We start from the raw sequence: 1,781 nt of genomic DNA, 5'->3' as shown, positions 1-1,781 counted from the left end.
CGCACCCCGCGCAACCGACAACCGCTCCAACAACACCAACCCCACACCCTCAGCCAGAACCGTCCCATCCGCATCCGCCGAGAACGCCTTGCAACGGCCATCGGGAGCCAGCCCGCGCTGGCGGCTGAAGTCCACCAGCGAATCCGGCGTGCCCAGCACGGTGACACCGCCGGCGAGGGCGAGCGAGCACTCACCGCGGCGCAACGACTGGACCGCGAGGTGCAGTGCCACCAACGAGGACGAACACGCCGTGTCCACCGACAGCACCGGCCCCTCCAAGCCCAGCACGTAGGCGATCCGACCGGAGACCACGCTCAGCTGGGTGCCCGTGCCCAGCCAACGACAACGGGTCGATCCCCGCCCGCTCCAACACCTCCCACGCACCCTCCAGCAACAAACGCTGCTGCGGATCCATCGCCAACGCCTCACGCGGACTGATGCCGAACAACTCCGCGTCGAACTCCGCGGCGCCGGGGAGGAAACCCCCTCGACGGGTGTAGCTGGTGCCGGGGTGGTCGGGGTCGGGGTGGTAGAGTCGGTCGAGGTCCCACCCCCGGTCGCTCGGCAGGTCGCCGGTCGCGTCACCGCCGGAATCCAGCAACGCCCACAGGTCCTCGGGGCCGTCCACGCCGCCGGGCAGCCGGCAGCTCATGCCGACGACGGCGATCGGCTCGGCCGCGCGTTCCCGTTCGGCGTGCAGGAGCCGCCTGGTGTCGTGCAGTTCGACGGTGACCCGCCGCAGGTACTCCCGGAGCTTGCCCTCGGCGTCCACTCACAGCCTCCCGGTGGACTGGTCGATGAACGCGAACAGCTCGTCGTCGTCGGCCTCGCCCAGCGCGTCCGCGAGGTCGGACGGCGGGGCGTCCCACCGATCGTCCACAGTGGACAGGATGGCGCGGAGCCGGTCGGCGGCCTGCCTTCGCTCCTCCAGTCCGACGCCCTCCACGGAGGCGGGCGTAGCCACGGCGGACAACCGGTCGATCCCAGCCAGCAGGCGGGCGCCCGGATCGGGCCGGTCGCCACCGATCCGCTCGGCCAGGTGCGCGCACAGGGCTGCCGGCGTCGGGTGGTCGAACACGAGGGTCGCCGGTAGCCGGACCCCGGTCGCGGCGGTGAGCCGGTTGCGCAGCTCGACGGCGGTGAGCGAGTCGAAGCCGAGTTCGGTGAAGGCGAGGTCCGCGCGCAGGGTGGCGGCGTCGGCTCGTCCCAGCACGGCGGCGACCTGGGTCGTCACCAGGTCCCGCACCGCGCCGACCCGGTCGACCGGGTCGAGGTCGGTGAACCGGCGCCGGAGGCCCGCGGTGCCGCCTTCCGCCGCCGCGCGCCGCGCGGGTCGGGTGGTGATTCCGCGCACCGGGGCCGGGACGAGGTCCGCCGGCAGCCCGGAGAGCACGTGGTCGAGGCGCAGCGGCACCAGCAGGTCGTCGGGGCCGCGCACGGCAGCGTCGAACGACCGCAGCGCTTCCTCCGTCGACAGGTCGGCGGCGCTCTCGGCGACGTTCCGGGTCATGGTGCTGCGCCGGGCCCACGTGCCCCAGGCCAGGGACACGCCGGGCAGGCCGCGCTTGCGCCGGTGACGGGCAAGGGCGTCGAGGAAGGTGTTGGCCGCCGCGTAAGCGGCCTGACCGGCGGTGCCCAGGACGCCGGCGGCCGAGGAGAACAGCACGAACCACGCGAGGTCGCGGTCCCGGGTCAGTTCGTGCAGGTGCCAGGCCCCGTCCACCTTCGGCCGCAACACCGCACCGACCCGCTCGGCAGTCAACCCCCCGACCACACCATCG

1 protein-coding gene and 1 pseudogene are annotated in these 1,781 nt (G+C 73.4%); both read right to left on the bottom strand.

Annotated features, from left to right (window positions below; genetic code table 11):
• Positions 1 to 772, bottom strand: a pseudogene (locus OQ02_RS39045) (beta-ketoacyl synthase N-terminal-like domain-containing protein); the annotation flags it as partial.
• The coding region (locus OQ02_RS39040; protein WP_033443727.1) for a KR domain-containing protein at positions 773 to 1,781 on the bottom strand (1,009 nt) is incomplete at its 5' end. It abuts the pseudogene before it with no gap.

This window comes from Saccharothrix sp. NRRL B-16314, assembly GCF_000716595.1.
Classification (GTDB): Bacteria; Actinomycetota; Actinomycetes; order Mycobacteriales; family Pseudonocardiaceae; genus Actinosynnema.
Note: the sequence above shows the minus strand (reverse complement) of the source record. Positions and strands in the feature narration are given on the sequence as shown.